The sequence below is a fragment of the Arthrobacter sp. V1I7 genome (assembly GCF_030817015.1).
Classification (GTDB): domain Bacteria; phylum Actinomycetota; class Actinomycetes; order Actinomycetales; family Micrococcaceae; genus Arthrobacter.
The window spans coordinates 2,858,526-2,883,676 of the sequence record NZ_JAUSYS010000001.1 but is presented as its reverse complement, the minus strand read 5'-3'; the positions used below and the strand labels follow the sequence as shown (position 1 = coordinate 2,883,676).

The window sequence follows — 25,151 nt, the reverse complement described above, 5'->3', positions numbered from 1 at the left end:
GTCCATCAATATTGTCGGTGCCTCCTCTTAGGCTGGCAGTGTGGACAGCGGAACAGCCTGGAGTGTCGAAAGCAGGGAGGCCCTGGAGGCCGTCGCCGCGTCCGCTGCTGTGCTTGCTGCCGGCACCGGTGCCGGCGCGGACCGCCCGGATCCGCCTGGGGTCGTTTCCCTGCACGACGCCGATCCGCTGCGGGATCTGGCGGATGATTGCCTGGACGCTCTCGCCGAGGTGGCCCGGCTGGAAGCCCGGACCGCGGCGCTGAAGGTGCGGCTGGCTGCGGAATATGTGCAGGCAACCCGGGCCCTGGCGTCACCGGCGGCGTCCCCGCGGGAATGCACCGTCCGGGAGATGGCCCTGGTCGCTGAGGTCGCCTGTGTCCTGACCGTCAGTGAACGGACCGCCGGTGCCCTCCTGTCCGAATGCCAGGCACTGATGACGGCGCTGCCGCTGACCCTGACGGCCCTGCAGGCCGGAGCGATCTCCTGGCAGCACGCCCGGATCATCGTCGAGGAGACCACCGGTCTGGACCCGGACGGAGCGGCCGCGCTGGAAGCGCACTTCCTGGACCCCGACGCCTCAAACCCCGCCCGCGGGGCCCCGGCCGGTGACCTCGTGCCGGCCCGGTTCCGCGCCAAGGCCCGCGCCTGGCGCGAACGCCACCACCCGGTCAGCATCGAAAAACGCCACAGCACAAGCGCCGGGGACCGGCGGGTCGACTTCCTCCCGGACCGGGACGGCATGGCCTGGCTCTCCGCCTACCTCCCGGCCGACACGCCCGCCGGGATCTGGGAACGGACCACCGCCGCCGCCCGCGCCCTCCAAGGCCCCCACGAGGCCCGGCCCCTCTCCCAGCTCCGCGCCGACATCACCGCCACCTGGCTCCTCACCAGCCACAGCACCGGCACCGGCACCGGCGCCGGCGGCATGGCCGGGGGCGGTATTGCCGGGGGCGGTATTGCCGGGGGCGGGGGTGTGCCGTCCCCGCGGGCGCAGGTCCTGATCACCGTCCCGGTCCTGTCCCTCCTGGGCGTCACCGAGGAACCAGCCACCCTGGACGGGTACGGGCCGATCCCGCCGTCCATGGCCCGCCGCCTGATCACCGACGGCGCCGACTCCTTCTACCGCGTCCTGACCGACCCCCGCGACGGCGCCCCGCTGGAAATCGGACGGACCAGCTACCGCCTCAACAAGACCCAGCGCCAATGGCTCCGCCTCCGCGACGGCAGGTGCCCCTTCCCCGGCTGCAACAACCACTCCCTGGACAACGAAGCAGACCACCTCCTGGCCTGGGCCGACGGAGGCACCACCGGCATCTCCAACCTCGGCCAACCTTGCCCCCGGCACCACCGCCTCAAACACGGCTCCGCCTGGAAACCAACCGGGGCCAGCAAAGACAACCCACCCGGGTGGACCTCCCCGTCACGGCGGCACTACCCCAGCGAACACCAGGACTGGGAACCACCCCACTGGCCCCACCACATCCCGATCACCGACCCAGACACAGACACCGACCCAGGCCCAGGCCCAGGCCCGGACCACGGCCTGCCCGCAGATCCAGGCCATCATCCGGACCCGGCGCCCACCGGGCACCCCGGCCAGGACCCCGGCCCGGATCCAGGCCATCAGCCGAACCCGGCGCTCACCGGGCACCCCGGCCGGGACCCCGGCCAGGACCCCGGCCGCGATCCTGAACCGGAACTGCCCCGGGACCCCTTCCCGGACTGGCACAAATTCACAGCCCGGCACCAATTCACGGCCGGGCACCGCAATAAATACGGACGATGCAGTCTGGCCGGCGCCCCTCGGTGACCCTTGCCGAAGAGCTTCCTGCTCCAGTGCGCCTGATCGACCAACAGCAACCCTTTTCGGCAAGGCAATCCCCAAGCCCCAATCCCGCCACGTGGGTGGCACGCCCGCGGCTGGACGAAGGGGCCGCTCAGGGTCTGATGCTCCTATCGTGTGTCAAGCGGTGGCGAGCCAGTTTCTGTAGCGATCGGCGAGTTCGGGCAGCGGCCGGGCTTTGCGCTCGATATCGGAGATCCGGGCGGGCCACGTGCTTAAGGCTACGGCCACTTGACTGAGGGTGATGTTCTTTTTCGTGCGAATGGCGCGGAGGTCGGCTTGGACCGTCCTTACTGCTGGGCTGGTAAGGATGCGGTAGATCTCTCGGACGATGGCCCTTTTGAGGCAGCGGATGATTTCCTTCTTGCTCTTGCCATCCTGTGTGCGGCGCTCGACGTAGGCGCGGGTTTTGGGGTCGTGGCGCATTCGGACGAGTGCGATGCGGTGGAGGGCGGCGTTACCCTGTCTGTCGCCGCCACGGTTGAGCCGGTGGCGGGTGGTGCGCCCGGAGGACGCCGGGATTGGCGCGGCGCCGCAGAGCGCGGCGAACGACGCTTCGTTGCGGATCCGCTCTGGGTTGCCGCCCGCGGTCACGACGAGTTGCGCGGCGACCAGGGTCCCGACGCCGTAGACATCCAGCAATGCTGGGTGGTGCGCCTGGACGAGTTCATGCAATTGCGTCTCGATGCCGGCGACGCGGTCTGAGAGCTCCTGGTGGGCGCAAGCCATCGTCTTCAGGGCCAGCCCGGCGGCGTCTTCAGGGCCGGCCAGATCGGATCCAGGACGACTACTGGCCAGACGGCGCAGCAGCGCGTCCGTGTCCAGGTCCCGGTATCTGGCGCGGACCGGTTCTGGAGCGGTGATCAGCAGCCCTTTAATGGCGTTGGAGATCGAGGTCATGGAGGAGACGAACCGTTTCCGCGCGCCGAGCAGGAATCGGATGGATTCAGCGGCGGTGTTGGTGTCTTTCGGGATGGAGATGCCACGGCCGGAAAGCACCGTACGGGCAGCTTCGACTGCGTCGACAGGATCTGATTTCCCATTCATCCGGCGCACCTGCCGGGTAGGGCGCAGGACTTCCAGCACGGTGTGTCCGGCGGACTGAAGGGCCCGGGTCAGGCCGGCGCCGTAGGAGTTGGTGCCCTCGACACCGATCCCCCGGACGGGGCCGGCTGAGGCTACGGCATCGATGAGCGCGGCATAGCCACGGCTGTCCGCCGTGAACGTCGCGGTGGAGACCACCGCGCCGTTCTCGGTGAGAATGGCAAGGGTGTGAGTGTCGGTGTGGGTGTCGACCCCGGCGACGCGTCCGGCCGCGTCGACATCCGCTCTCGCGTGTGGCATATGGTGTCCTTCCAAGCAACGGTTCGGGTTGTCACCGTTGGCCCTGTCGGCCGCAGACAGGACGCTGAAGGGACGCGCACCATGGCAGGGCCAACTGGTCATGGGATCGGTCATGCTCCTATGAGGTCATGAACCGGCAGAGCCCACGGCTGGTCCCGGGAACGCAGGACAAATCAGGTCAAGGACAGGTCCCCCGAAGGGGGCCGCCAGTCAAGTATCGGGTCACTGCATTCCCGGACCCTTCCAGTATCAGCGTCAAGTTTTCGGTGTAACTGGTTTTGATTTTATTTCTTGCCGGCGGACAGGCGTCCGTCGAAGGTGACTTCGAAGGCATTGAGCGCAGCCTTCCAGCGGTTGGACCAGCGTTGTCGGCCCGTCCCGGTGGGGTCCAGACTCATGACCGCCAGATAGACGCATTTGAGCGCGGCCTGCTCCGTGGGGAAGTGTCCGCGGGCATTCACGGCTCGCCGGATGCGCGCGTTGATGCTCTCTATGGCGTTGGTCGTGCAGATGATCGTGCGGATCTCGCGGTCGAACTGCAGGAAGGGCACGAATTCGGCCCAGGCGTTGGTCCAGAGCCGGATGATCGCCGGGTAGCGCTTTTCCCACTTCTCGCTGAACTCCACGAACCGGTCCAGGGCATCGGATTCCGACGCCGCCGTGTAGACGGGCTTGAGGTCCTTCGCGATCGCGGACCAGTCCTTCTTCGACGCGTAGCGGAACGAGTTGCGCAAAAGGTGAACAATGCAGGTCTGGGTGATCGTCTGAGGCCAGACGGTGGCGATGGCCTCGGGCAGGCCCTTGAGCCCGTCACAGACCACAATCAGGCAGTCCTGGGTGCCGCGGTTCTTGATCTCGGACAGGACCCGCAGCCAGTACTTCGCCCCCTCCCTGTCACCGTGCTCGCCGGCCCAGAGCCCAAGGATGTCACGGGTGCCCTCGCAGGTCACCGCCAGCGCCACGTAGATCGGCCGGTTCGTGACCTGCCCGTCGCGGATCTTCACGTTCACCGCGTCGATGAAGATCACCGGATAGACCGGATCCAGCGGCCGGCTCTGCCAGGCCGACAAACCCTCCAAGACCTTCTCCGTGATGGTGGAGATCGTCTGCTTGGAGACCTCCGCGCCGTAGACCTCGGCCAGGTGGGCGCAGATCTCCCCGTGCGTGAGTCCCTTGGCGGACAGCGAGATGACCAGGTCATCGAGCCCGGACAGGCGGCGCTGCCGCTTCCTGACCAGCTCCGGGGTGAACGAGCCGTCCCGATCCCGCGGCACCGCGATCTGCACCGGACCGGCCTCGGTCAACAGCTCCTTGGACCGGGTGCCGTTCCGCGAGTTCCCGCCGTCCCTGCCAGCCGGATCGTGCCGGGCGTAGCCCAGATGGTCCTCCATCTCGCCCTCCAGCGCCGATTCCACGACCATCTTCGTCAGCCGGGACAGCAGCCCGCCCTCACCGGTCAGCCGCAGGCCTTCCGCACGCGCCCGCTCACTCAGCTGCTGCACCAACTGCTCATCCAGCGCGTCCGCCGGAGCCGGCGCAACCATGCTCGTCGCAGCAGTCACATCACTAATCACATCAGTCACGGCAACCTCCTAATTCTCTGGAGTTACACCGTTTAAATTACAGTCCCGCCGCTCATCGTGCGAGGATCCTCGCTCGTGGGAATAATCTTGCTCGCCGGTGTAAGGAATGGCCCTTCACGGGACACTTGGCCATCGGGAACAAGTCATCCGATGTTCGGGGGAATAGGGTGGAGCACATGAAGTCCACACCGGTCACCCTCTGTTTCCTGCTCCGCGAGGAGGCCGCCGGCTCCACCGAGGTGCTGCTGGGACTCAAGCGGACGGGCTTTGGCACGGGCAAGATCGTCGGCATCGGCGGGCACGTCGAGGCGGGGGAGACCGATGCGGAGGCCGTCTGCCGGGAGGTCTGGGAGGAAGCCGGCATCGTCGTACGCCAGGAGGACCTGGCCCACGCGGGGGTGGTGGAGTTCGTCTTCCCGGCCCGGCCGGAATGGAACATGTACTGCCGTCTCTACACCACCCGGCGCTGGCAGGGCGAGCCGTCCGAAAGCCTCGAAATAACCCCGCAATGGTTCGACACCGCGGCCCTGCCCCTGCACCGCATGTGGCAGGACGCAGCCCACTGGCTGCCGGCCGCCCTGGCGGGCGAGGCCCACGACGTCGTCGTTGTCCTCAACGATGACAACGAGACCGTGGCGTCGATTGAAGGACTTTCAGGGCGGATGTAACCGTTCCCCGCCGGCCGGAAACACACAGGTATCCTGCAGCTCAGGACACCACGGGCGGGATTGAAAGAACGACTGGTAGCGCACACACAGAACTGGGGGACGGGCATGGCTTCGACCAAGGACAACGCCACGGGAAGAGTCTTCAGTGACGACGGAATGACGCAAGACTCCTCCGCGGAGACGGCCACCCGCCGTCGATGGCCGCGGGTGGCCGCATTGGCGGCAGTTGCTGCGGCCGTGGTGACCGGCGGTATCGTGGCGGCCGGCAACCTGGGCTCAGTGCCCGCGCCGGCCGACGGCGCCGGGCGTGTGACGCCTCCAACCGCTGCGGCGTCGCTGACGGTCACACCGATGCCGAGCACCGCGCCGTCGGTTTCCGTGCCGGCGGTTGCTGCCCCTTCGGCGACGACCGCAGCCCCTGCCGGAGAATGGCGGACCTTCACCAGTGCCGATGGAAAAGTCAGCTTCGACTATCCTGCCGAGTGGAGCGTTGCGGCGCCGCCAGGCGCTGCCGGGTCCACGGCCCTCGATGTCGACGTGTCTGATGCGGCCGGAATAGTGCTGGCCTCCCTGCACTACGGACCGACCGGCGCAGGGCTCGGAGGCCGCTGCGAAGGCGAGGTTCCGTACAGCGTTCTGGATTCAATGGAGCTGGCGTTGCCCTACAACACCGGGGCAGCCGATACCATCACACCCAGGTTTGCCTTCCGTGCCCTCCAGGAACCGGACCGCGTCACCGCCTCCTATGGAATTACGGGCAGCGTGGCTGGCAAGGATGGAAAGTCATGCATGTTCTACAACGTGGTCAGTGGTCCGGCAGAGTCGCCGCTGTACTCCTTTGCCGACACCGTCCAGGTCAACGCCGGCGGTGCCGGCGAGATCGGTAACCGTATGGGCGCCAAAACGTTCCGCTCGCTGGACGAGGCGAGGGCCTACATGCAGACCCCCGAGTACTTGAACGCGAAGCGCATGATCACCTCGCTGAAAATCAAAGCCGGCTAAGGCAGCGCAGGTTAGGGCAGAAAAGGCGGGCCGGCCACCTCGCGAAAGGTGACCGGCCCGCCGTCGTGCGCTGCATCAAAAAAGGACTAGGGCAGGTGCCGCTCCTCGACGCCGTTGTATTCGCTCAGCGGACGGATCAGCGAGTTGGCATCGAGCTGTTCCATGATGTGCGCCGTCCAGCCGGTGATGCGGCTGGCGACAAACAGGGGAGTGAAGGTCGCGGTGTCGAACCCCATCAGGTGGTAGGTGGGACCGGTCGGATAATCCAGGTTCGGCTTGATCGCCTTGGCCTCGTCCATCGCCGACTCCAGGCCGGTGTACAGGCCCAGCAGTTCAGGGCGGCCGTAGTGCGCAATCATCTTGTCCAGGGCCGCTTTCATGGTGGGCACCCGGGAGTCGCCGTGTTTGTAGACGCGGTGGCCGAAGCCCATGACCTTCTTCTTTTGGGCCAGGGCGTCTTCCATCCAGGCCTTGGCCCGCGTCGCTGCCTCGTCCAGTGACTCCTCCGGGCGGATGCCGATCTCGTCGAAGGTATGCATGACGGCCTCGTTGGCTCCGCCGTGCAGCGCACCCTTCAGTGCGCCGATGGCGCCGGTCACGGCCGAGTGCAGGTCCGAGAGCGTGGACGTGATCACCCGGGCCGTGAACGTGGAGGCGTTGAAGGAGTGCTCAGCGTACAAAATCATCGAGACATTGAAGGCGTCGACTACTTCCGGTACCTGTTCCTCACCGAACGTCATCCAGAGGAAGTTGGCGTCGTAACCCAGGTCCTCGCGGGGCTCCACCAGCTCCTGGCCGTGACGGCGGCGCTGGTCGTAGGCCACCACCGCGGGCATCGCAGCGAACAGATCAATGGCCTTGGCCAGGTTGGCTTCCCGCGAGGAATCCTCGGCCAGCGGGTGCCGGGCCCCCATCACGGAAGCGGCCGTCCGGCAGACATCCATCGGGTGCGAGGTGGTCGGCAGCGCGTCGATGACCTGTTTGACCACCGGGTCCAGGGCACGTCCGGCGCGTTCCCGTGCGGTGAACTCGGCCAGCTGCTCCGGGGTGGGAAGTTCGCCGTTCCACAGCAAGTAGGCAACTTCCTCGAAGCTGCACCTGGCGGCCAGCTCCTGCACCGGGTAGCCCCGGTACAGCAGCGAGTTGGTGTCCGGGTTTACCTTGGAAACCGCGGTGTAGTCCACCACGACGCCGGCGAGGCCCTTTTTGATGTCTTGTTCAGCCATGCTGAAACTCCTTCGTTCCTGTCGCCTGTTGTGCCGGCCGGGGCCGGAATTCCATGTGGAGCTTACTTGCCGGGGATCTGGAAATTGAAGACCCCGGTGTCGAAGCGGTTGTAGGCCTCGTAGTCAACGAGGTCATACAAACGCGCACGGGTCAGCATGCTTCCAACCTGTGCTTCCTGCGTTCCGTCGGCCCTAATCGATTCCAGAGTACGCTCCGCAGCGCCCATGGCACTACGGAGCAGCGTGACCGGATAAATGACCATGTTGACCCCGACGCCGGCCAGCTCATCCACCGTAAACAGGGCACTCTGGCCGAATTCGGTCATGTTGGCCAGGATCGGCACGTCGACGGCGTCGCGGATCGCCCGGAACTCGCTGAGGTCCTTCATGGCCTCGGGGAAGATCGCGTCCGCGCCCGCTTCCACCAGGGCGCGTGCCCGGTCCTGGGTGGCCTGCAGACCGTCGGTGGCGCGGATGTCGGTGCGTGCCATGATCAGGAAGTTGGGGTCCCGGCGGGCGTCGGCCGCAGCACGGATCCGCTTGGTGGCGGTGTCCAGGTCCACGACGTTCTTGCCGTCCAGGTGGCCGCAGCGCTTCGGGTTGAACTGGTCTTCAATGTGGCAGCCGGCCAGGCCCGCGTTCTCCAGTTCCTGCACGCTGCGGGCCACATTCATCGGCTCGCCGAAGCCGGTGTCGGCGTCGACGATGCAGGGCAGATCGGTCATCCGGGCGATCTGTCCGGCCCGGGTGGCGACCTCGGTCAGCGTCGTGAGTCCGATGTCCGGCAGGCCGAGGTCGTTGGCCAGGACGGCGCCGGAGATGTACACCCCGGCGAAGCCCTTCTCCTCGATCAGCCGCGCCGAGAGCGGGTTGAACGCGCCCGGAAACTGCTGGATGGTCCCGGAAGCCAGGAGCTCCCGGAACCGGATCCGCTTCTGCTCCGGCGTGGTCTTTGAATACAGCATCAGAAGAGTCCCTTCGGTGCGGCGGCGGGGTCGATCACGCCGTCGGCCGCCTTGATGTTGAGCTGGTCCAGTTCGCCGGCCGCCAGCTCGGGCAGGCGCGCCGCGGCCGCGAGGAAACGCTCAATCTCTTCTTCCGCCACGAGGCCCGCGGCCAGGGTGCGGAACTTGTGGACGTACTGCGCGCGCGCGAACGGCCGGGCGCCCAGCGGGTGGGCATCCGCGACGGCGATCTGGTCGGTGATGACCGTGCCGTCCGCCAGCGTGATCTCCACGGAACCGCCGAAGGCCTTCTCGTCGATGTCCAGGGAGTGGTAGCGCCGGGTCCATTCCGGATCCTCGACCGTGGTGACCTTGTGCCACAGTTCCACCGTGTCCGGGCGCGCCGCGCGCTTCGGGGCGTAGGAATCGATGTGGTGCCAGGCGCCGTCCTGCAGGGCGACCGTGAAGATGTACGGGATGGAGTGATCCAGCGTTTCGCGGCTGGCCGTGGGGCTGTACTTCTGCGGATCGTTGGCGCCGGAGCCGATCACGTAGTGCGTGTGGTGGCTCGTCTTGATGAGGACCGACTTCACGTTGGCGGGGTCGGTGACCTCCGGGTGCTCGCCGTGCAGCTTGCGGGCCAGGTCGATCCAGGCCTGGGCCTGGTACTCGGCCGAGTGCTCCTTGGTATACGTGTCCAGGATGGCGCGCTTGGCCTCGCCGGCTTCCGGCAGCGGCACGACGTAAGAGGCGTCCGGGCCGTCCAACATCCACGCGATCACGCCGTCTTCGCCCTCGTAGATCGGCACCGGGGAGGTCTGGCCGCGCATGGCCCGGTCCGCGGACTCGATGGCCATCTTGCCCGCGAAGGCAGGGGCGTGGGCCTTCCAGGTGGAGATCTCGCCCTTGCGGGACTGCCGGGTGGCCGTGGTTGTGTGCAGGGCCTGGCCGACGGACTGGAAAATGGTCTCGACGTCGAGACCGAGGAGGGTGCCGATGCCGGCGGCGGCCGAGGGGCCGAGGTGCGCGACGTGGTCGATCTTGTGCTTGTGCAGGCAGATGGCCTTGACCAGGTTGACCTGGATCTCGTAGCCGGTGGCGATGCCGCGGATCAGGTCCTGGCCGCTGGAACCGAGGTGCTGGCCCACGGCCAGGATCGGCGGGATGTTGTCGCCCGGGTGGGAGTAGTCCGCGGCGAGGAAGGTGTCGTGGTAGTCGAGTTCACGGACCGCGACGCCGTTCGCCCAGGCGGCCCATTCGGGGGAGACACGTTCGTCGATGCCGAAGACCTTGGAACCTTCGCCGCCGGTGCTGGGGCCGTGGGTCAGTGCCTGGGCGCGCGCCGCGACGATGGGCGCGCGGTTCAGCGAAGCGATCGCCACAGAGGCGTTGTCGATGACCCGGTTGATCACCATGTCGGTGACTTCGTCGGTCACGGCCACGGGATCGGCGGCCACCCTGGCGATCTTGTGGGCGAGCTGGTCCTCGCGGCCCAGGTTTTCCTCGCTCTTGTAAACGCGGACGTGGTGTTCCTTAACCATGGTGCTCCTTCTAGTGAGGTACGTGCGTGGCTTTAACGTGGGAAAGACTGCGGTGCAGGTGGAGCGTGGTGGCGGCCTCGGCCAGCCGGGGGTTGCCGGCGGCAATCGCCTCCGCGATGGCGGCGTGCTCGGCGGCGGCGGCGGTGAGCCGGGCGGCGTCGTCGGCGGCCAGCCTGCGGACCCGGACCAGATGGACGCGCAGGCTGCGCATCGCCTGGGCCAGGTAGGAGTTGGAGATCGCGGCGTCGATGGCGGCGTCCAGCCGCCCGACGAGCCCGTAGTAATCGTGCCGGGCCGGGTCCTCGCCGCTGATCAGGCCCGGGGCCTGGAGCAGTTCAGCCTGCAGCTGCTCGAAGGTCGCGGGGTCGCCACGCTCGGCGGCCAGGGCCGCCGCCTTGCCCTCAAGAGTCTCGCGAAGTTCGAACAGCTCATCGATGTCCTCCAGCGAAATGTCGGTCACGACGACGCCGCGGCCGCCCGCCGCCGTCGTCAGGCCCTCCGCGGTGAGCCGGCTCAGTGCCTCCCGCAACGGGGTGCGCGAGACGCCGAGCCGCTCGGCCTGCTCCACTTCGGCGAGCACCGTTCCGGGCAGGAGACGCCATTCAATGATGTCGTCGCGAAGGGCCGCGTAGGCCTTGTCGCTGGCGCGCATCCTGGCTCCTTCGTTGGGTGGACTGCGGGATGAAACACCAACAGTGTATACACGGCTCGTCCTTTTGCCCAGCAATGTGGCCTAAAGGCCGTCCAGATCCTCCTCCATCGACTGTCAATGTATACACAAATCCTTGTGTTCCCCGAGGGCTCCGGGCTACCATGAGCTGCATCACAACGTCGTGGACGGGATTTATTTCATGGTCACCAAGAGCTACCGGGACAGTTACGAACGCAGCCTGGAACAGCCCTCCGAGTTCTGGCTGGAAGCCGCGCGCAGGATTTCATGGTCCAGGCCGCCGCGGCAGGCCCTCGACTCCAGCCGGGCACCCCTCTACGGCTGGTTTCCGGACGGCACGCTGAACACGTCCTATAACGCCCTGGACCGCCATGTCGAGGAGGGCCGCGGCGGCCAGGACGCCCTGATCTACGACTCCGCCATGCTGGGCAAGCAGCAGCGCTTCAGCTACGCCGAACTCACAGACCTGGTGGCCCGCTTTGCCGGCGTCCTGCGCAGCCACGGCGTGGGCAAGGGCGACCGCGTCGTAATCTACATGCCGATGATCCCCGAGGCGGCAATCGCGATGCTGGCGACCGCCCGGCTCGGCGCCGTGCACTCCGTGGTCTTCGGCGGCTTCGCGCCCAAGGAGCTGGCGGCCCGCATCTGGGACGCAGCCCCCGCCGCAATCGTGACGGCATCCGGAGGCCTCGAGCCGTCGCGGCGGATCGAGTACCTGCCCGCCGTTGCCGAGGCCCTGGACCTCGCCGGAACGCCCAAGACCCCGGTACTGGTCAAGGCACGGGAAGGGTTTGCCTCCTCGGCGGCCGAGCACACCGGCTGGCTGGACTGGGACACCGAGATGGCCGAAGCCCGGTCCGCCGCCCCGGTCGAGGTCCAGGCGACGGATCCGCTCTACATCCTCTATACCTCGGGAACCACCGGCGCCCCCAAGGGCGTCGTGCGGGACAACGGCGGCCATGCCGTGGCGCTGAGCTGGACAATGGAGAATCTGTACGGCATCCGGCCCGGGGACGTGATGTGGACGGCCTCCGACGTCGGCTGGGTGGTGGGCCACTCCTACATCGTCTACGGGCCGCTGCTGGCCGGGGCCACCACCGTCCTGTACGAGGGAAAGCCGGTGGGGACCCCCGACGCCGGGGCGTTCTGGCGGGTGATCCAGGACCACAAGGTCAACGTGCTGTTCACCGCTCCCACCGCGCTGCGGGCCATCCGGAAAGCCGACCCGGAGGCGCAGCTGCTCGGAAAGTACGACATCTCCAGCCTGCGGACCCTGTTCGCGGCCGGCGAGCGTCTGGACACGGACACCTTCCACTGGGCCGCCCGGGTCCTCGATGTTCCGGTGGTGGACCACTGGTGGCAGACCGAGACCGGCTGGGCCATCTGCGCCAACCCCCGCGGCTTTGGCGGGCTGCCGATCAAGGCCGGCTCGCCCAGCGTGCCGATGCCCGGCTTCAGGCTCGCGATCGTCGACGCTGCGGGTGGGGACGTCGAGGCCGGCACGGAAGGCAACATCGTCCTGGGCCTGCCGCTGCCGCCGGGCACGCTGACGACGCTCTGGCGCAACGACGAACGCTACGTGTCGTCCTATCTGCAGGCATTCGAGGGCTACTACGCCACGGGCGACTCCGGCTACCGGGACGAGGACGGCTACGTTTTTGTCATGGGCCGCACCGACGACATCATCAACGTGGCCGGACACCGGCTGTCCACCGGCGCGATGGAACAGGTCATCGGGCAGCATCCCGCGGTGGCCGAATGCGCCGTGATCGGTCTCGCGGATCCGCTCAAGGGCCAGCGCCCCAGCGGCTACGTGGTGCTCAAATCCGGGGTGGACGTCCCCGAGGACGTCCTGGTCAAGGACCTCATCGCCCTGGTCCGGCGGGACATCGGGGCGGTCGCGGACTTCAAGCACGTCACCGTGGTGGAGGCCCTCCCGAAAACGCGTTCGGGCAAGATCCTGCGCAAAACCATGCGCCAGATAGCCGACGGCGACGACTACGTGGTGCCGTCCACCATCGAGGACGCCGGGGTGATTGACCAGCTGCTCGGAACCCTGCGCCCCGCCGCACGCGGAGACTAACCCTGGGAGGTGGCGGCCTGATGGTAGCAGGAGAAGTGGTAGGGGGAGCAGGAGGCTTACGACGGCGGCCGGTTCCAGCGGTATTCGTTCTCCGGCCGGCCGGGCGCGCCGTAGCGCGCCGTGCGCGAGACCGTTCCGGCGTCGGCGAGGTACTCGAGGTAGCGACGGGCGGTCACGCGGGACATGCCAAGCGCCTCCATCACCTCGCTGGCGGACACCGCCCCGGTCTGCAGTTTCAGAAAGTCCTGCACGGATTCCAGCGTGGACACGGCAAGGCCCTTGGGCAGCGGCAGCTCGGACGGCGCCCGCAGGCTGGCAAAAGCCTGGTCCACGTCGCTTTGGGAAGCACCGGCCCCGGAGACCCCGGTACCGGACGAGGCCAGTTGCTGCCGGAACTGCCGGTAACTGGCGAGTTTGTCCGCGAAGGTTGCGTAGGTGAACGGCTTGATCAGGTACTGGACCACTCCCGTTGCCACCGCGCTGCGGACGATGTTCAGCTCCCGCACGGCGGTGATGGCGATGATGTCCGCGAAGAGTCCCGCCGCCCGCATCCGGCGTGCGATGTCCAGCCCGTGGAGATCGGGGAGGTTCATATCGAGAAGGACAAGTTCCACCGGGTCGCCGGAAGCCGCGAACTCGGTGAGCAGCCGCAGAGCCGACTGGCCGTCCGGCGCCGTGCCCGCAAGCACGAATCCCTCAAGCCGGCCCACATAGGCAGCATGGGCCGCCGACGCCACTGGCTCGTCCTCCACGACGAGGACGCGGATGTCGCTCACTGGTACTGCTCCTCTTTGTCGGTTCCGGGCGCCATTGCCGGCAGGAAGACATGGAACTGTGCCCCGTCTGTGCCGGTGATGGTCATGGTACCGTCCAGGCGCTGTACAGCCTGCCGCACGAGGGCCAGGCCTACCCCGCGTCCGAAAGCCCCGGACTTTTTGGTGCTGAATCCATGTTTGAAGATATGTTCCACGGCTGCCGGGTCAACTCCCGAGCCGGAATCCCGGACGGTGATGTCCAGGCCCTCGGCGTCGGACTCCACCGTCAGCTCCACTTCCTTGGGTGCCCGGCCGTCGGCAGCGGCGTCAATCGCGTTGTCCAGGAGGTTACCCAGGATGGTGACGAGGTCCTGCACTGCCAGTCCTGCCACGGAAGCGGACCCCGCCGTGCGCAGCGTCAGTTTCACCCCCCGTTCATTGGCTTCCGAAGCCTTGCCCATGATGAGGGCGCTGAGGACCGGCTCGTCAACCGAGCTGATCAGCTCGTCGGTGAGCTTCTGGCTGAGCTCAAGATCCTTGGTGGCGAAGTCCAGGGCCTCGCGCGTCCGGCCCAGCTCCAGCAGCGACACCATGGTGTGCAGCCGGTTGGCATGCTCATGCGTCTGCGCGCGGAGGGCATCCGAGAGCGTCTTCATGGTCTGAAGTTCACTGCCCAGGGACTCAATCTCCGTCCGGTCACGGAGGGTGGCCACCGTACCGAACAGTGCCGGACGGCGGCCGCCGGGCGAGTCCGGACCGAGGGCCGGGCCCTGGTTCACCACCACGATCCGGGGTCCTGTCAGATGGATCTCGTCGTGGGCCGTTCGCCCCGATTCAAAGAGCTCCTTCAGGCTCTCTGCCAGCGGGAGGTCGGCCAGGGATGGCGGCTGGGACGGATCATCACCGGATCCCCGGGGCTCGAGCCCCAGCAACTCAGCAGCCTGGTCGTTGTACATGACCACCCGCCCTTTTGTGTCGATCAGGATGAGCCCCTCGCGGACGGAGTGAAGGACTGATTCGTAGTAGGCAAAGAGCTGCGCCAGCTGCTCCGGCCCCCAGCCCCTGGTGACCCTGCGGAGGTAGCGGCCCAGCAGCCATGACGCCACGGACCCGCCCACCAGCAACGCGAGCCCGATGGCAAGCAGTGCCGGCAGCCGGCTGGAAAAGGCCACATCAACTGTCCGCACGGTGACACCGGCGGCCACCAGCGCCCTGACATTGCCGCCCGCATCCTTGACCGGCACGATGGTGCGCACCGACGGCCCCAGGGTTCCAGCCGTGACTTCGGTAAACACCTCGCCGTGAAGCGCCGCGTCGATTGCACCGATGTACGGTCTTCCGAGTTCCTCATCCCGGGGGTGCGTCCACCGGGTCCTGTCCGGCGCCATGATGGTGACGAAGTCCGCACCGGCTCCCGCCATAACCTGAAGCGCATACGGCTGCAGCACCGCTGACGGGTCCGGCTCGTCAGCCGCTTGGAGCACCAGGGGATTCGCAGCGACGGCGGCGGCCACTCCCGCCATGCGCCGCCCCGCTTCCTCGTAGGCGCGGTCCCGGGCATCCGTGAACGTGGCGGTTCCCACGACGGCGGTGAAGGCGAGCACGATCAGCAGATTGGCCACGAACAGCCTGCGGGCGATACTCCAGCGGCGGATCATCCGTACCTCCCATGACCAATATGAACGCAACAGTGAGCTAAGTCACGGTGTACCTAATGATGGATATCACACCGGACCGACGCGAAGAGCCCAGAGACTGAGCCGGAGCGCCTACCAGATTATCCCTAAGGAGACACATCATGGCTTCTCAACGAGGAGAGTCAGCAGCGCCTGTGAAGGCCGCCCGCAAGGGGCTGGACAAATCCCACTACCTCTACATTGCCGTCATTGCCGCCGTGATCCTGGGCGCCCTTGTCGGTCTGCTGTTCCCCGAGGTCGGCAAATCGATGAAACCGCTCGGCGACGGCTTCATCAAGCTCATCAAGATGATGATCGCGCCGATTATCTTCTGCACCATCGTCCTCGGCATTGGCTCCATCGCCAAGGCGGCCACCGTGGGCAAGGTGGGAGGCATGGCCCTGGGCTACTTTGTGCTTATGTCCACCTTCGCCCTGGGCATCGGCCTGGTCGTAGGCAACCTCATCCACCCCGGTGAAGGTTTGAAGCTGGCGGCGTACGACCCCAACAAGAAGGCCGAAGTAGACAGCACCGTCGCCTTCCTCCTGGGCATCATTCCGGGTGACATTCCCGTTCTGCCCACGCTCCTCGCCGCAATCCTCGTAGGTTTCGCCCTCCAGAAGATGGGTGCGCAGGGCGCTCCTGTCCTCAAGGCCATCGGCCACGGCCAGGCAGTGGTGTTCAGGATCCTCATCATGATCATGTGGCTTGCTCCGGTGGGCGCCTTCGGTGCCATCGCCGCTGTTGTCGGCGCCACTGGTGTCGCGGCAATCGTGAGCATGTTCACCCTCATGGTCGCCTTCTACATCACGTGCGCGCTCTTCATTGTCGTGATCCTCGGCGGCCTCCTGCAGGTGGTGACCGGCGTGAACATCTTCAAGCTGATGAAGTACCTGGCCCGTGAATACCTCCTGATCTTCTCCACCTCCTCTTCCGAGGCAGCACTGCCCCGCCTGATCGCCAAGATGGAGCACCTGGGCGTGTCCAAGCCGGTCGTCGGCGTAACCGTACCCACCGGTTACTCCTTCAACCTGGACGGCACCGCCATCTACCTGACCATGGCATCGCTGTTCGTGGCCAATGCCATGGGAACCCCGCTGGATCTTGGCGCCCAGGTATCCCTGCTGATCTTCATGATCATCGCCTCGAAGGGCGCAGCCGGTGTCACCGGTGCAGGCCTCGCCACGCTGGCCGCCGGCCTTCAGGCACACAAGCCCGAGCTCCTCGGCGGAGTAGGCATGATCGTCGGGATCGACCGCTTTATGTCCGAAGCACGCGCATTGACCAACTTCACCGGCAACGCTGTGGCCACCCTCCTGATCGGAACCTGGGTCAAGGAGGTCGACCGCGGGCAGGTTGACCGCGTCCTGTCCGGCGAAGAGCCGTTCGACGAGCAGACCATGATCGCTGGCCACCACGAGGTCAACGAAACCCCGGCCCAGCCGGCCCAGCCTGTTTCGGTCAACGCTTAGTCCCTCATAAGGCAAGCGCCCAGGCGCCCAGGACAACCGCCCGCACAGGACACCCTGTGCGGGCGGTTTTGTCACAGCTCGGAGGCAACCCTCGACCTCAACCAGAAGGTCAAGGCTCAAATGACGGCGGCTGTCAAGGTCCGTTGAATACCGTGTCGGGCGCTGTAACCTTGGGAGGAATAAGATCGGCGCTGGAAGCCCAGGGCAGGAATAAAAGCAGGCAGCAATATCAAGCACGACAATCACCGTCATCGAAAGTGTGGATAGATACGTGAGCAGCGAACAGGGTTCAGCAACTCTGGAAGGCACCGAACTCGATCTGGAAGACGCCGTGATGGGCCCGACCGGGCGCCCGCACCGCGACTTTCCGGAGCCAGCGCCGCTGTCATCCCACGGCCCTGCGCGGGTTATCGCCATGGTCAACCAGAAGGGCGGGGTGGGGAAGACCACTTCCACCATCAACCTCGCCGCCGCGCTGGCAGAATACGGCCGCCGGGTGCTGCTCGTCGACTTCGACCCGCAGGGCGCATTGTCCGCCGGCCTGGGCATCAACCCCCATGAACTCGATCTCACGGTCTACAACGTCCTGATGGACCGCAAGGTCGACATCCGCGACGCCATCCACAAGACCGGCGTCGAAAACGTGGACCTGCTGCCGGCCAACATCGACCTCTCCGCCGCGGAGGTCCAGCTGGTCAATGAGGTGGCCCGCGAACAGGTGCTGGACCGGGCGCTGAAGAAAGTCGAGGACGACTACGACGTCGTCCTGATCGACTGCCAGCCCTCACTCGGCCTGCTCACCGTCAACGCGCTGACGGCCGCCCACGGCGTCATCATTCCGCTGATCTGCGAATTCTTCGCCCTGCGCGCGGTGGCGCTGCTCGTCGAGACCATCGACAAGGTCCAGGACCGCCTGAACCCGCGGCTGCAGGTCGACGGCGTGCTCGCCACGATGTACGACGCCCGCACCCTGCACAGCCGCGAGGTCATCTCCCGCCTCGTGGAAGCTTTCGACGACAAGGTTTTCGAGACCGTCATCAAACGCTCCATCAAGTTTGCCGACGCCACGGTGGCCGCCGAGCCCATCACCAGCTACGCGGGCAACCACATCGGCGCCGAGGCCTACCGTAACCTCGCCAAAGAGCTTATTTCGCGCGGCGGCGCGCCCTAGTCAGGTCCATGGCAGAGTCGGGCGCTCCCACGGCGGAGCTGGAGATGCCGGCGGAGCTGGAACTTCCGGCCGGGCAGCAGGTGCCGGCCGGGCCGCCGGTCCCTGCCGGCGCCCCGGCGGTCAAGAGGCCGGGGTTTGAGGTCCGGCTGGCCAACTTCACCGGCCCCTTCGACCTCCTGCTGGGCCTGATTTCCAAGCACCAGCTGGACATCACCGAAGTGGCCCTGTCCACGGTCACCGATGAATTCATCAAGTACATCAAGGGCCTGCAGGCACTGGGGGAGGAATGGGCCCTGGACGAGGCCAGCGAATTCCTGGTCATCGCCGCGACCCTGCTGGACCTCAAGGCGGCCCGGTTGCTTCCCGCCGGCGAGGTCGAGGACGAGGAGGACATCGCGCTGCTGGAAGCCCGCGACCTGCTCTTCGCCCGGCTGCTGCAGTACAAGGCCTTTAAGCAGGTCGCCGGCCTGATGGGTTCCACCCTCGAGCTCGAGGGCCGCCGGTTTCCGCGTCAGGTTGCGCTCGAGGAACACTTCTCCGCGCTGCTGCCGGAACTCGTCTGGCGGCATACCCCGCAACAGTTCGCCGCCCTGGCCGAGACGGCACTCAAGCCCAAGGAAGCCGCCCCGACGGAGGTGGGGCTGGCCCACCTCCACGGCAGCCCCGTCAGCGTCAAGGAGCAGGCCGAGCTGCTTGGCCGCCGCCTGCGGCTGGGCAACCCGCTGACGTTCCGGGCGCTCATCGCCGACGCCGAGTCCTCCCTCGTCGTGGTGGCGCGGTTCCTGGCGCTGCTCGAGATGTTCCGGGACCGCGCGGTTTCCTTCGACCAGCTGCTGCCGCTGGGGGACCTGACCGTCCACTGGACGGCCGGGTCACAGGCGTGGAGCAGCGCGAACCTGAGTGAAGAATATGAGGAACAGCCTTGAGTAACACGCCTTTCGAGCCGGACCGTGACGAGCCGCCACGGTCCGGAGTCGAGGACGACGGTCCGGACCTCGACAGCCTGCCGGGCGGCGCCCGCGCCGCGCTGGAGGCGGTGCTGATGGTGATCGATGAACCGGCCACCGCCACCGGCCTGGCGGCGGGGCTGAATCTGACGGTCGACGTCGTCGAAGGACTGCTGGCGGATCTGCAGCGGGAGTATGACGGCTATACTGTTAATGCCCCGGATGTGGACGAAGCCAGCAGCAACGGTTTCAGCTCCACCGCCCGGGGTTTTGAATTGCGGAGTATCGCCGGAGGCTGGCGGATCTATTCCCGGGCTGAATTCGCCGATATTGTCGGCGGTTTCGTGCTGGAGGGACAGACAGCCAGGCTGACGCAGGCGGCGCTCGAAACGCTCGCCGTCATCGCTTACCGCCAACCCGTATCAAGGGCGCGGGTGTCTGCAATTCGAGGAGTCAATGTCGACTCTGTCGTGCGGACGCTGACGCAGCGGGCGCTGATTGAGGATTCGGGAACAGATCCCGAGTCCGGAGCCATCCTGTACCGCACGACGTCGTATTTCCTGGAACGCATGGGAATCGGCTCGGTAGCGGAATTACCGCAGCTTTCACCTCATCTTCCGGGGCTCGAAGGCATCGAAGAGTTTTACGATGCAGGAAGAATGTAGGCAGGAACACTGCCTGCGCACGAGTATCCACGAGGGCAGAAGCATTTTGCCCGAACTGGCGGGCATTGTCGGGAGGCAAGCCGCGCCGGTCAACACAACGAAGGACGGGTCATGACACAGGCGGGACGCCAGGGTTCACCACGTAGCGGTTCGGGACGCAACAGTGCTGGAAAAAACAGTGCCGGACAAAATGCGCCAGGCTTCGGCCGCGGCGCACAGGGCGCCGGACGCCCTGCACAAGGCGGCGCAGGCCGTAATTCCCAGGGCGGCGCAAGCCGCAGCGGGGGAGCCGGTTTCAAGGCCGGCGGAGACCGCCCATTCAAGCACCCGAAGCCGCGCGAAGAGGCCTTCATCGATCCGGACCTGCAGGGTCCCGGGGGCGCACCCGCCGACCGCCCCGCGTCCGGCGACTGGAAGTCCGGCGACCGGAAGCCCGGCGGTTTTACCGGCAAGGCAGCCGCCCGCAAGCCGGGCGCCCGCAAGCCCGGCTTCGGCAAGGACCCCGGCACCCCCGGGGCGCTCAAGCCCAAGCCGCGCACCGGCGCACCCAAGACCGCCGGCGCCCGTGCCTTCGGCAGCGAACGCTTTGGCCAGAACCTCGGCCCCGTGCGCCGGCCAGCCCGCAAGCGCGGACCCCGCGCCGAGGTGCCCCAGTCTGAACTGCACGACCAGGACGGCACCCGCCTGCAGAAAGTCATGGCTTCGGCCGGCGTCGCGTCGCGGCGCGTCTGCGAGGAAATGATCGCCGAAGGCCGCGTCGAGGTCGACGGCCAGGTCGTCACCGAGCTCGGCGTGCGCGTCGATCCGAAGACCGCCGTGATCCACGTCGACGGTCTCCGCATCCAGCTGGACGAGAACATGGTCTACATGGTCTTCAACAAGCCCAAGGGTGTCGTCTCCACCATGGAAGACCCGGACGGCCGCCCCTGCATCAGCGACTTCGTCCGGAACAGCCACGGTGAACGGCTCTTCCACGTGGGCCGGCTCGACGTCGCCACCGAGGGCCTGCTGCTGCTGACGAACGACGGCGAACTCGCCAACCGCCTGACGCACCCCTCCTACGAAGTGCCGAAGACCTACCTCGTGCAGGTCCGGGGGCCGTTCCCGCAGGGCATCGGCGCCGAGCTCAAGGCCGGTGTTGAACTCGAGGACGGCATCGCCTCGGTGGACTCCTTCAAGCTCGTCGACTCGACTCCGGGCCATGTGCTGATCGAGGTCGTCCTGCACTCGGGCAAGAACCGGATCGTCCGGCGGCTCTTCGACGCCGTCGGCTTCCCGGTCCTGCGCCTGGTCCGCGTCAAGGTCGGGCCCATCGGCCTGGGCGACCAGCGCCAGGGCAGCATCCGCAACCTCGGCAAGCAGGAAGTCGGTCACCTGCTGGCATCCGTAGGGCTGTAGGGCATGTCCGCTTTCCGCACCCACGGCCGCGGCCACCTGAATGGCCCGGTAGTGGTCATTGGGACCGGGCTGCTGGGCACCAGCATCGGGCTGGGGCTCCGGGGCCGCGGCGTGTCCGTGTTCCTCTCCGATCCCTCGCCCACGAACCAGGCCGTCGCCGTCGACATCGGCGCCGGCCTGCCGTTGGCGCGCCTGGACGCAGAACAGCCTGAACTCGTAGTGGTTGCCGCCCCGCCGGATGTCACCGCGGATGTCGTGGCCCGGGCCCTTCAGGACTACCCGGACGCGACCGTCGTCGACATCGCCAGCGTCAAGGCGGACATCCAGGCCGAGCTCCGCGGGCGTGGGGCGGATCTCGCCCGTTTTGTCGGGACCCATCCCATGGCAGGCCGGGAGAAGTCCGGCCCGGTAGCCGCCCGCGGCGAGCTGTTCACCTCCATGCCTTGGGTCCTCTGCCCCTCTGCGGAAACCTCGCCCGGGGCGCTGCAGGCTGCGCGGGCCCTCGCGACGGATCTTGGTGCCGTCGTGGCGGACTTTTCCGCCGAAGAACACGACGAGGCCGTGGCGCTCGTCTCCCACCTGCCCCAGATCATGTCCTCGCTCGTGGCCAGCCGGCTGCAGGGCACGCCCCTGCACGCGCTGTCCCTCGCGGGGAACGGCCTGCGGGACGTGACCCGCATCGCCGCGAGCGATCCCACGCTCTGGGTCCAGATCCTCGGCGCGAACGCGGACAAACTCGTCGGGATCCTGCACGGGGTCCGGGAAGACCTCAACCGCCTGATCGGCACGCTGGAGAACCCGACCGCCCCCGGTGCCCGGCTCGACCTTGCCCAGCTGATCAGCGAAGGCAACGCCGGGCAGTCCCGGATTCCGGGCAAGCACGGCGGACCGCCGCAGGCGTACTCCTGGCTGACGGTCCTGGTGGATGACACCCCGGGCCAGATCGCCCGGCTCCTCACGGAGATCGGCGAGATTGGCGTCAACCTCGAAGATCTCCGCCTCGATCACTCCTCGGGACAGAACGTGGGCATGGTGGAAATCTCCGTCCTGCCCAACAAGCATGACCTCCTCATCGAAGCCCTCAACGACCGCGGATGGCGGGTACTTCAGTAATGACACAGGAAATCATAGAAACGGTGGACGTTGTCCGGCCCGGAAAAAGCCTTGTCGTGGCGATCGACGGACCGTCCGGATCGGGCAAATCCAGCGTCAGCAAGGAAGTCGCGCGGCGGCTCAGGCTTGCCTATCTCGACACCGGCGCCATGTACCGTGCCCTGACCTGGTTCTGCCTGGATTCCGGCACGGACCTGGCGGACGGGGCCGCGGTCGAGGCCGCGGCGGAGAACCTTCCGTTGGAGGTCAGCACGAGCCCGCAGGACGAGTACGTCCGCGTCGGCGGCATCGACGTCACGCTCGCCATCCGGGAGCCGGCGATCTCCGCGGCCGTGAGTGCCGTGGCCACCACCCTCGGTGCCCGCACCGAACTGATCCGCCGCCAGCGCGAACTGATCGAACTGCACCACCGCCGCATGGTGGTCGAGGGGCGGGACATCACCACCGTCGTCGCGCCGCATGCCGAAGTACGGATGCTGCTCACCGCGAGCGAGGAGGCGCGCCTCCGCCGCCGGGGAATCCAGCTGGGCGGCAGCCAGAACGCCGAGCAGCTCGCCGCCCAGGTGACCCAGCGCGACGCCAGGGACTCCACCGTGGTGAATTTCATGCAGGCCGCCGACGGCGTCGTCACCCTGGACTCCTCGGACCTGGACTTCGCCCAGACCGTCGACGCCGCCCTCGGCATCGTGGACCGGGTTATCAACCACAAAGTCAGCAAACCGTGACTGAGCCGCAGCCGGCATTGCCGGGAGCGTGGACGACAAGCTGGAGCCGGCCCGTGGGCTGGCTCCTGGACCACGTCGTCTACCGGACCTCGGTAACGGGGCGGGCCAACGTCCCGGCCTCGGGACCGGTGATCTTCGCCGGGAACCACATCAGTTTCCTGGACGGTCCGGTCATGTTCGGCGCCGCACCCCGGCCGATGCACATCCTGGTCAAGAAGGAACTGTTCACCGGCTTCCTGGGCCGGGTGCTCACCGCCTCGGGCCAGCTGTCGGTTGACCGCGCGGGTGACCGTGCCGCCCTGCACAAAGCCCGGCGCGTGCTCGAGGCCGGTCGCTGCGTCGGCATCCTCCCCGAAGGAACCCGGGGGAGCGGCGAAGCCTCCGCCATCAACAACGGAGTCGCCTGGCTCGCGCTGAGCGCCGGAGCCACCGTGGTCCCCGTGGCCATTCTCGGCACCCGGATCAGCGGCGAGGACCTGGATGCGGTTCCCCGCCCGCGCCGGCAGTTGCATGTCAGCTTCGGCGGGGCCCTGAATGTCAGCCGCCGACCGGGCGAGACCGGCCGTGTTTCAATGGACAGGGCGGGAACCGAGATCCGCGCCGCATTGGCACGCCATGTCCAGGATTCCATCACCGGCAGCGGGCAGCCCTTGCCCGACGCGGATTCCCCGCAAGAACGTCATGAAGCAGTAGCCGGGACGCCGGCAGATCACCACCTAAGGAACGTGCAATGAGCGATACGACTCAAACCTCCGGCAACTTTGGCGCCGGCGAAGACGAATACACGCCCACCGGCACGGACCAGGTGGCTGAGCATCTTGCCGCGCTGGACGATGAGGAAGCGGAGGTCCGCGCGGCTTCCCTCCGGGCCGGCCTGGACGACTACGAACTCGACGAGGAAGACGCCGCCCTCCTGAGCGGCCGCTACGACGACGAGGACTTCGAGGGTCCGGTCAAGCTGGATCCCGTCCTCGCCATCATCGGCCGTCCCAACGTGGGCAAGTCCACCCTGGTCAACCGCATCCTCGGCCGCCGCGAAGCCGTGGTGGAAGACACCCCCGGCGTTACGCGCGACCGGGTCATGTACTCGGCCACCTGGAACGGCCGGAACTTCACGGTCGTCGACACCGGCGGGTGGGAGCACGATGCCCGCGGCATCCACGCCCGTGTGGCCGAGCAGGCCGAGATGGCCGTGGAACTCGCCGACGCCGTGCTGTTCGTCGTCGACTCCGCGGTCGGCGCCACGGCCACGGACGAAGCCGTCGTGAAGATGCTGCGCAAGTCCAAGAAGCCCGTCATCATAGTGGCCAACAAGGTGGACGACTTCGCGCAGGAAGCCGACTCGGCCACGCTCTGGGGCCTCGGCTTCGGCGAACCGTACCCCGTGTCGGCGCTCCACGGCCGCGGCGTTGCCGACCTGCTGGACCACGTCATGGACACCCTGCCCGAGTTCTCCACGATTGAGGGCCTGGAGCGGTCCGGCGGCCCGCGCCGCATCGCGCTGATCGGCCGGCCCAACGTCGGCAAGTCCTCGCTGCTGAACAAGCTGGCCGGCTCCGAGCGTGTGGTGGTGGACAACACCGCCGGCACCACGCGTGACCCGGTTGATGAGTTCATTGAACTCGGCGGCCGCACCTGGCGCTTTGTCGACACCGCCGGCATCCGCCGCCGCCAGCACATGGCACAGGGCGCAGACTTCTACGCCTCGCTGCGTACCCAGAGTGCGCTCGAAAAGGCCGAGGTCGCCGTCGTGCTGCTCGCCGTGGACGAGGTGCTCAGCGAGCAGGACGTCCGCATCCTGCAGCTGGCCATCGAATCGGGCCGCGCACTGGTCCTCGCGTTCAATAAGTGGGACCTGCTCGACGACGAACGCCGCACCTACCTGGAGCGTGAGATCGAGCAGGACCTGGCCCACGTGGCGTGGGCGCCGCGGGTCAACATTTCGGCGCTGACCGGCTGGCACAAGGACAAGCTCGTCCCGGCCCTGGACACCGCGCTGGAAAGCTGGGACAAGCGCATCCCCACCGGCCGCCTCAACGCCTTCCTGGGCGAACTGGTCGCGGCGCACCCGCACCCGGTCCGCGGCGGCAAGCAGCCCCGCATCCTCTTCGGCACTCAGGCCTCCAGCCGTCCGCCGAAGTTCGTCCTGTTCACCACCGGTTTCCTGGACCCGGGCTACCGCCGCTTCATCACACGCCGGCTCCGTGAGACCTTCGGTTTCGAGGGCACCCCGATCGAGGTCAACATGCGGGTCCGCGAAAAGCGCGGCAAGAAGCGTTAATTCCGACACACCAGGGGCGGTAACGCTTTGAAAATGTCACAGGC

General features: G+C 67.0%; 21 protein-coding genes. 13 read left to right on the top strand and 8 right to left on the bottom strand.

Going from position 1 to position 25,151, the window contains the following annotated elements; genetic code table 11:
* Positions 1-40: 40 nt before the first annotated feature.
* Positions 41-1,810, top strand: a complete 1,770-nt coding sequence (locus QFZ69_RS13280) for a DUF222 domain-containing protein (protein WP_306918788.1) — start codon at positions 41-43, stop codon at positions 1,808-1,810.
* Positions 1,811-1,963: 153 nt separating this feature from the next.
* On the opposite strand, the gene QFZ69_RS13275 is transcribed toward QFZ69_RS13280, so the two are convergent.
* Together QFZ69_RS13275 and QFZ69_RS13270 are read right to left on the bottom strand one after the other, a co-directional pair.
* Entirely contained in the window at positions 1,964-3,187 is a 1,224-nt protein-coding gene (locus tag QFZ69_RS13275) for an IS110 family transposase (protein ID WP_306912914.1), read from the bottom strand.
* Positions 3,188-3,471: 284 nt separating this feature from the next.
* The gene (locus QFZ69_RS13270) at positions 3,472-4,731 is read right to left on the bottom strand and encodes an IS256 family transposase (RefSeq protein WP_306919682.1); all 1,260 of its coding nucleotides are present in this window, start codon (positions 4,729-4,731) and stop codon (positions 3,472-3,474) included.
* Positions 4,732-4,946: 215 nt separating this feature from the next.
* Here QFZ69_RS13270 and QFZ69_RS13265 point away from each other — a divergent pair, with 215 nt between their 5' ends.
* Both QFZ69_RS13265 and QFZ69_RS13260 read left to right on the top strand, forming a co-directional pair.
* On the top strand, positions 4,947-5,438 hold the full coding sequence (locus QFZ69_RS13265) for an 8-oxo-dGTP diphosphatase (protein WP_306918786.1): 492 nt from the start codon (positions 4,947-4,949) through the stop codon (positions 5,436-5,438).
* 105 nt (positions 5,439-5,543) lie between these two features.
* A complete protein-coding gene (locus QFZ69_RS13260) occupies positions 5,544-6,440 on the top strand; it encodes a hypothetical protein (protein WP_306918784.1) in 897 nt (298 codons plus the stop codon).
* 86 nt (positions 6,441-6,526) lie between these two features.
* Here QFZ69_RS13260 and QFZ69_RS13255 read toward each other — a convergent pair whose 3' ends face one another.
* From QFZ69_RS13255 to QFZ69_RS13240, 4 genes are all read right to left on the bottom strand, one after another.
* Positions 6,527-7,666 carry a bifunctional 2-methylcitrate synthase/citrate synthase gene (locus QFZ69_RS13255; RefSeq protein WP_306918782.1) on the bottom strand — a complete coding sequence of 380 codons (1,140 nt, stop codon included), beginning with the start codon at positions 7,664-7,666 and terminating at the stop codon, positions 6,527-6,529.
* A gap of 62 nt (positions 7,667-7,728) precedes the next feature.
* Complete coding sequence (gene prpB / locus QFZ69_RS13250) at positions 7,729-8,631, bottom strand: methylisocitrate lyase (protein WP_306918780.1); 903 nt, start codon at positions 8,629-8,631, stop codon at positions 7,729-7,731.
* Positions 8,631-10,151, bottom strand: coding sequence for an MmgE/PrpD family protein (locus tag QFZ69_RS13245; protein ID WP_306918778.1), 1,521 nt, complete (start codon positions 10,149-10,151; stop codon positions 8,631-8,633). Before QFZ69_RS13245 ends, prpB begins: the two co-directional genes overlap by 1 nt.
* Positions 10,152-10,161: 10 nt before the next feature.
* Positions 10,162-10,803, bottom strand: coding sequence for a GntR family transcriptional regulator (locus QFZ69_RS13240; RefSeq protein WP_306918776.1), 642 nt, complete (start codon positions 10,801-10,803; stop codon positions 10,162-10,164).
* A 199-nt stretch (positions 10,804-11,002) separates the two neighbouring features.
* Here QFZ69_RS13240 and QFZ69_RS13235 point away from each other — a divergent pair, with 199 nt between their 5' ends.
* Entirely contained in the window at positions 11,003-12,904 is a 1,902-nt protein-coding gene (locus tag QFZ69_RS13235; RefSeq protein ID WP_307000177.1) for a propionyl-CoA synthetase, read from the top strand.
* A gap of 56 nt (positions 12,905-12,960) precedes the next feature.
* On the opposite strand, the gene QFZ69_RS13230 is transcribed toward QFZ69_RS13235, so the two are convergent.
* Together QFZ69_RS13230 and QFZ69_RS13225 are read right to left on the bottom strand one after the other, a co-directional pair.
* Complete coding sequence (locus QFZ69_RS13230) at positions 12,961-13,680, bottom strand: response regulator (protein WP_306918775.1); 720 nt, start codon at positions 13,678-13,680, stop codon at positions 12,961-12,963.
* Positions 13,677-15,317: a sensor histidine kinase gene (locus tag QFZ69_RS13225; RefSeq protein WP_306918774.1), complete on the bottom strand. Its 1,641-nt coding sequence runs from the start codon at positions 15,315-15,317 to the stop codon at positions 13,677-13,679. Before QFZ69_RS13225 ends, QFZ69_RS13230 begins: the two co-directional genes overlap by 4 nt.
* A gap of 140 nt (positions 15,318-15,457) precedes the next feature.
* On the opposite strand from QFZ69_RS13225, the gene QFZ69_RS13220 reads away from it, so the two are divergent.
* From QFZ69_RS13220 to der, 9 genes are all read left to right on the top strand, one after another.
* On the top strand, positions 15,458-16,807 hold the full coding sequence (locus QFZ69_RS13220) for a cation:dicarboxylate symporter family transporter (RefSeq protein WP_306918773.1): 1,350 nt from the start codon (positions 15,458-15,460) through the stop codon (positions 16,805-16,807).
* 271 nt (positions 16,808-17,078) lie between these two features.
* Positions 17,079-17,978 (top strand): ParA family protein, encoded by a 900-nt coding sequence (locus QFZ69_RS13215; protein ID WP_306918772.1) that lies wholly within the window; start codon positions 17,079-17,081, stop codon positions 17,976-17,978.
* Between the two features lie 8 nt (positions 17,979-17,986).
* Positions 17,987-18,904 (top strand): ScpA family protein, encoded by a 918-nt coding sequence (locus tag QFZ69_RS13210; protein WP_306918771.1) that lies wholly within the window; start codon positions 17,987-17,989, stop codon positions 18,902-18,904.
* Between the two features lie 77 nt (positions 18,905-18,981).
* Positions 18,982-19,590 carry an SMC-Scp complex subunit ScpB gene (locus tag QFZ69_RS13205; RefSeq protein WP_306919681.1) on the top strand — a complete coding sequence of 203 codons (609 nt, stop codon included), beginning with the start codon at positions 18,982-18,984 and terminating at the stop codon, positions 19,588-19,590.
* A gap of 111 nt (positions 19,591-19,701) precedes the next feature.
* Positions 19,702-20,988 carry a pseudouridine synthase gene (locus QFZ69_RS13200; RefSeq protein WP_306918770.1) on the top strand — a complete coding sequence of 429 codons (1,287 nt, stop codon included), beginning with the start codon at positions 19,702-19,704 and terminating at the stop codon, positions 20,986-20,988.
* A gap of 3 nt (positions 20,989-20,991) precedes the next feature.
* On the top strand, positions 20,992-22,101 hold the full coding sequence (locus QFZ69_RS13195) for a prephenate dehydrogenase (protein ID WP_306918769.1): 1,110 nt from the start codon (positions 20,992-20,994) through the stop codon (positions 22,099-22,101).
* Positions 22,101-22,826, top strand: a complete 726-nt coding sequence (gene cmk, locus QFZ69_RS13190) for a (d)CMP kinase (RefSeq protein ID WP_306918768.1) — start codon at positions 22,101-22,103, stop codon at positions 22,824-22,826. Before QFZ69_RS13195 ends, cmk begins: the two co-directional genes overlap by 1 nt.
* Entirely contained in the window at positions 22,823-23,560 is a 738-nt protein-coding gene (locus QFZ69_RS13185; protein ID WP_306918767.1) for a 1-acyl-sn-glycerol-3-phosphate acyltransferase, read from the top strand. Before cmk ends, QFZ69_RS13185 begins: the two co-directional genes overlap by 4 nt.
* Positions 23,557-25,107 carry a ribosome biogenesis GTPase Der gene (gene der / locus QFZ69_RS13180; protein ID WP_306918766.1) on the top strand — a complete coding sequence of 517 codons (1,551 nt, stop codon included), beginning with the start codon at positions 23,557-23,559 and terminating at the stop codon, positions 25,105-25,107. Before QFZ69_RS13185 ends, der begins: the two co-directional genes overlap by 4 nt.
* Positions 25,108-25,151: the final 44 nt, after the last annotated feature.